This window comes from Bartonella acomydis, from assembly GCF_039543025.1.
GTDB classification, from domain to species: Bacteria; Pseudomonadota; Alphaproteobacteria; order Rhizobiales; family Rhizobiaceae; genus Bartonella; species Bartonella acomydis.
Genome location: NZ_BAABIY010000016.1, coordinates 1 through 4,204, shown reverse-complemented (window position 1 = coordinate 4,204; position 4,204 = coordinate 1). Strand labels below are relative to the sequence as shown.

Genomic DNA, 4,204 nt, shown 5'->3' with positions numbered 1-4,204 from the left:
TTAATTTGTATTATCGAGGGTTTATGAAGCGTTATATCGCTTCATGAATGATAAAAGCGGGGCAATCTGTATTGTTATTCATCTTTTTAGGTTGGAAGCGTTTTTTAAGTTTTTTTCTTGTCATTTTGGTGTTGTTTGTTCTGTTGTGGGAGAACGGTTTATGCGCGGTCCTCGGCTGTTTTTCATTCCCCAACAGATACTTTTTCTCGCGGGTATTCTGAGAAGCAGCGATTAGAAAGACTTGAGAATTTACGCGCTTTAACACCGAAAAGAACAAAAACATCTACAGAGCAAAATTCAGAAACGCTTTTGGGTGGAAAGCAATGTTTTGCAATTGATGATATTATCGTTGATGGGGTTTATCACATCACAAAGCGTGCTATAGCAGCGGTCACAGATCCTTACGTTGGGAAATGTATAGGTCTTGCTGATATTCAGCTTTTAATCAAGCAGTTAACCAAAGTCTATTTGGATCAAGGCTATGTCACAGCGCGTTTTTATATCCCCGACCAAGATATAAAAAGCAGTAAGACGTTAAAGTTTGTTGTTGTTGAGGGGAAGCTTTCGGATATTTATTACAATGGTTTACCAGCTTCACCATATAATTATGTTGTGTGGAGTGCTTTTCCGGGTTTGGAAGAGCATATTCTCAACATGCGCGATATTGAGCAGGGTCTAGATCAAATCAACAGGCTTTTTTCAGCACATGCTCAAAGTGAGCTTCTACCAGGTCGTGAAGAGGGGAGCAGCATTGTCAATATTAACAATCAACCGGATAAAGCTTTCAAGGTTAGTGTTTCTCATGACAATTTAGGACAGTCTTCAACGGGTTATGCCCGTTATAGTGCAGGCTTAAAGTTGGAAAATATTTTAGGGCTCAATGATGCATGGGATTTTAGCTATCAACGTAGTCAAACAGATTATTGGGGCGGGAGCGAACAAGAAGGCCATAGCAATAACATTTCAGCAAGTGTGAGTATCCCCTATGGTTATTGGACCTTTGGTTTAAATGGCATTGCTTATAATTATCAAAGCATCATCAAGGGTAATTTTACCGATATTGAAACGACAGGGGATTCCAGTGAGTTACACGCCAGTACTAGCAGGGTACTCCACCGTGATAGTGTTTCTTTGACGACTTTGAATTTAGGTCTTTCCTATAAAAGAACTAACAATTACCTCCTCGGCAATAAGATTGAAGTGGGCAGCCGTCAATATAGTGTCGCTAATTTTGGGATATCGCATTCTCGTCAGATGTTAGGGGGGACTTGGACCTTTGATATCAGTTATTTGCAAGGACTTACCATTTTTTATTCGGTTAAAAAACATTCTCCAGGAGCGGGGGATGCGGAGCCTCAATTTGCCAAATTTACTGGGACTCTTAATATTATGACACCCTTTGAGGTGAGCGGGTGGAATTTTGTTTTAAGCAATCTTTTCAGTGGGCAATATTCACCACATCATTTATTGGCAGCAGAGCAGATCTCTTTGGGGGGCGCTTCCAATGTTCGCGGCACGCGTGAGAGTTTGATTTTTGGCAATAATGGTTTTTTTATCCGTAATGATTTGATGCTGCGCACTATTCCGTGGCGCAACAACGCGACACTCAAAAAGGTTTTTGGAGAATTTCGCCCCTATGTTGGTTTGGACTATGGTCGTGTTTTTGCACAACCTTTGTATGGTTTTACCAATGAACAGCTTGCCGGTTGGACAGCGGGTATCAAGCTTGCAGGGGGCCTGGTTTCTCTTGATGCGCGTTATTCCAGTATTTTCTGGAGCACGGTTAAGCACAAAAAGTCAGATACGTTTTTAATGACATTAACAATGGATCTTTAAGGATAGCGATGGGGAGTACAAGCATGAGATATGAGAAGAGAGAACAAAGAGCCGCTTTATTAGGTTTTTTAGTTTCCAGTACGATGCTCAAGAAGGTTTTATTTGGGGGCCTTAGTTTTTCTAGTTTATTAGCCGCTTCAGCGTTACAGGCGCAAATTTCTGTTGACCTAGCGGCAGGTAGTGCCAATCGTCCAGATATAGTGGCGGCCCCCAATGGGGTTCCTTCCATTGATATTGTCACCCCCAATAGCAGCGGTTTATCGCACAATAAATATAATGATTTTAATATTGGTCATTCTGGTGTTATTTGGAACAATCATGCGCAGAATGTCTTAGATCATTCAAAAGCCCATGATGAAGAGGAAGGCTACACCAAATCGGCTATCAGCAATAGCACCATTGTGCTCACCGATGAAGCAGGGCAGAAAGCATTGACAGGGCAAAATGCAGACCAAGCTATCGCCTCTCTTAATCGCGATACCGTCGACGCCCATAAGGGTGTCTCGCCTATAGATGTAGGCAAGCTGGAACAACTCGTCCATGAAAACCGTGAGATGGCCACCCAATTGCTGGAAGAAGGGTTTAAATACAGCGATAATTCCTACAAAACCATGTTTCTCAAAGAACACCCTCTCGCTGTGGTCGACCGTGATGAACAGGGCAACATAATCTATAAAACAGATGAAAATGGAGAGCCTATAGAAGACGCTCGTGGACAACCAATCCCTAAGTTTCATTATTTAACGGAGGAAGAAAAGCAGCATTTACAGGAAGGGGCTGATGGCAAGGTCCATGTGTCCCTCAATGGCATTTTTACTCCACCCTATGAGGCGGCTGTTTATGCATTGCAACATGCGGAGGATCAAAATGCACCACTTTATTTTGTAGTGTTTCCGCAAGCCGATTCTGCCATCTCAGAACTTATGATAGCAGGCTATCAGAAGTTTTTAGAAAATAACTTTTGGAGTTTGACCAATTCCACACAAGAAGCAAAAGATCTGATGTCTCGCTATGGTAACACAGGATTGCATTTTGAAGCCCATAGTCGTGGCAGTTTGACAGATTTTAATATGATGAATTCTTTCAAACAAGAAGGCGTGCATGGCATAGCTAAAAAAACAACGACGAATTACCGTGGACCAGCGGCTAATGCTTGGGCTGCAGCCGGTCTGTTATCTTATTTGAGTGATGGCAAACAAACCACTATTGGTTTTGATGGGCATAAATATGACTTTGTAAGCCGAGTGATTGGCGGCAATGGCTATACTTACGAGACAGCACCTGCTGGCAGCAATGCTTTGACAGAATGGGGGAGAGTGATCACCAATCCCATAAGTCCCCATACTTGCCTTGGAGATGCAGGTGATAAGTGTACATGGCGCTATGGCACATCTCATCTAGAACAAAGACCTTTAAGTAAATCAGGGAGAAAAAAATGAAACAAACTTTAAAGCTATTAAGTGCTGTAACTTTGTTAGGTATTGCAGGATGTCAGTTTAATAAAACTCCTGGAGGATATTTGGATGCGTGGGAGAAGCCAGGAGCAGATTTTACTGAAGTAGGAAAAGCTTTGTTAGAATGTGGTATGCCAACCCCTTATGATATCGATCCAGAAAACAGAAAGAATAGCATTAATGCAAAAGCAACAATTTATGCTTGCATGCTTCAATCAGGATTCCGCTATAAAGATGAACAGGTAGCAAGAGCAGGAGGACCATGTTATACTTTTAGAGCCGAAGACTTGCCGATCTGTCGTCCTGGTGCTGTCATCCCCCAGAGAAGTGTCAAGAGGCGCTTAAACAGCCCGTTTTGTAAAAAACATAAAAATAGCCGTAAATGCCAACCTTAACAGCGCAAAACCATTCGCAAAGCGCTTTAATGAGAATGTTGGCTTTGGTGCTGGAGCAACGGGTGGTGGAGGTTCAATGAGCGCCTCTTTGAACAAGGATAAATCCTCTAGTGATTATCACAGTGTTGTAGAGCAAACAGGCATTAAAGCAGGTACGGGCGGTTTTGATATTACAGTCACGGGNATGGTTTTAGCCTTTCTGGAAATGACACGATAAAAAATATTACCAAGAATGTTTTAAACCATGGCAAAGCCAAGGATGGCGCAGAAGGAGAAACCAAATCCGCTATCAGTGATGGAACCATCATCCTAACCAATACAACTGGCCAAAGGGCGATGGGGCAAGATGCTGGAGAAATCATAGGCTCTCTCAACCGCAATACTGCAACAGCCCATCAGGCTGTTGCACCAATAGACGCCACATCCCTTGAGGGAGCAGTGCATAATCGCTTAGATATGATCAATGATTTATCCGATGAAGGATTGGGTTATTTTTATAAAATTTATAAAATTGCCTAT

At 42.4% G+C, this 4,204-nt stretch carries 2 protein-coding genes and 2 pseudogenes; all 4 read left to right on the top strand.

All coding sequences use genetic code 11. The annotated features are described in order from the left end of the window. Window positions 1-47: 47 nt before the first annotated feature. Window positions 48-1,836: pseudogene (locus ABD909_RS04230) on the top strand (ShlB/FhaC/HecB family hemolysin secretion/activation protein). Window positions 1,837-1,859: 23 nt separating this feature from the next. Continuing rightward, window positions 1,860-3,275, top strand: coding sequence for a filamentous hemagglutinin (locus ABD909_RS04225; protein ID WP_345096723.1), 1,416 nt, complete (start codon window positions 1,860-1,862; stop codon window positions 3,273-3,275). Beyond that, complete coding sequence (locus ABD909_RS04220; RefSeq protein WP_345096722.1) at window positions 3,272-3,685, top strand: hypothetical protein; 414 nt, start codon at window positions 3,272-3,274, stop codon at window positions 3,683-3,685. Before ABD909_RS04225 ends, ABD909_RS04220 begins: the two co-directional genes overlap by 4 nt. A gap of 70 nt (window positions 3,686-3,755) precedes the next feature. Continuing rightward, window positions 3,756-4,204, top strand: a pseudogene (locus ABD909_RS04215) (filamentous hemagglutinin); the annotation flags it as partial.

Coding starts and splice junctions, on each gene's coding strand:
- ABD909_RS04225 (WP_345096723.1), top strand. CDS start 1,860: ATGAGATATGAGAAGAGAGAACAAAGAGCCGCTTTATTAGGTTTTTTA.
- ABD909_RS04220 (WP_345096722.1), top strand. CDS start 3,272: ATGAAACAAACTTTAAAGCTATTAAGTGCTGTAACTTTGTTAGGTATT.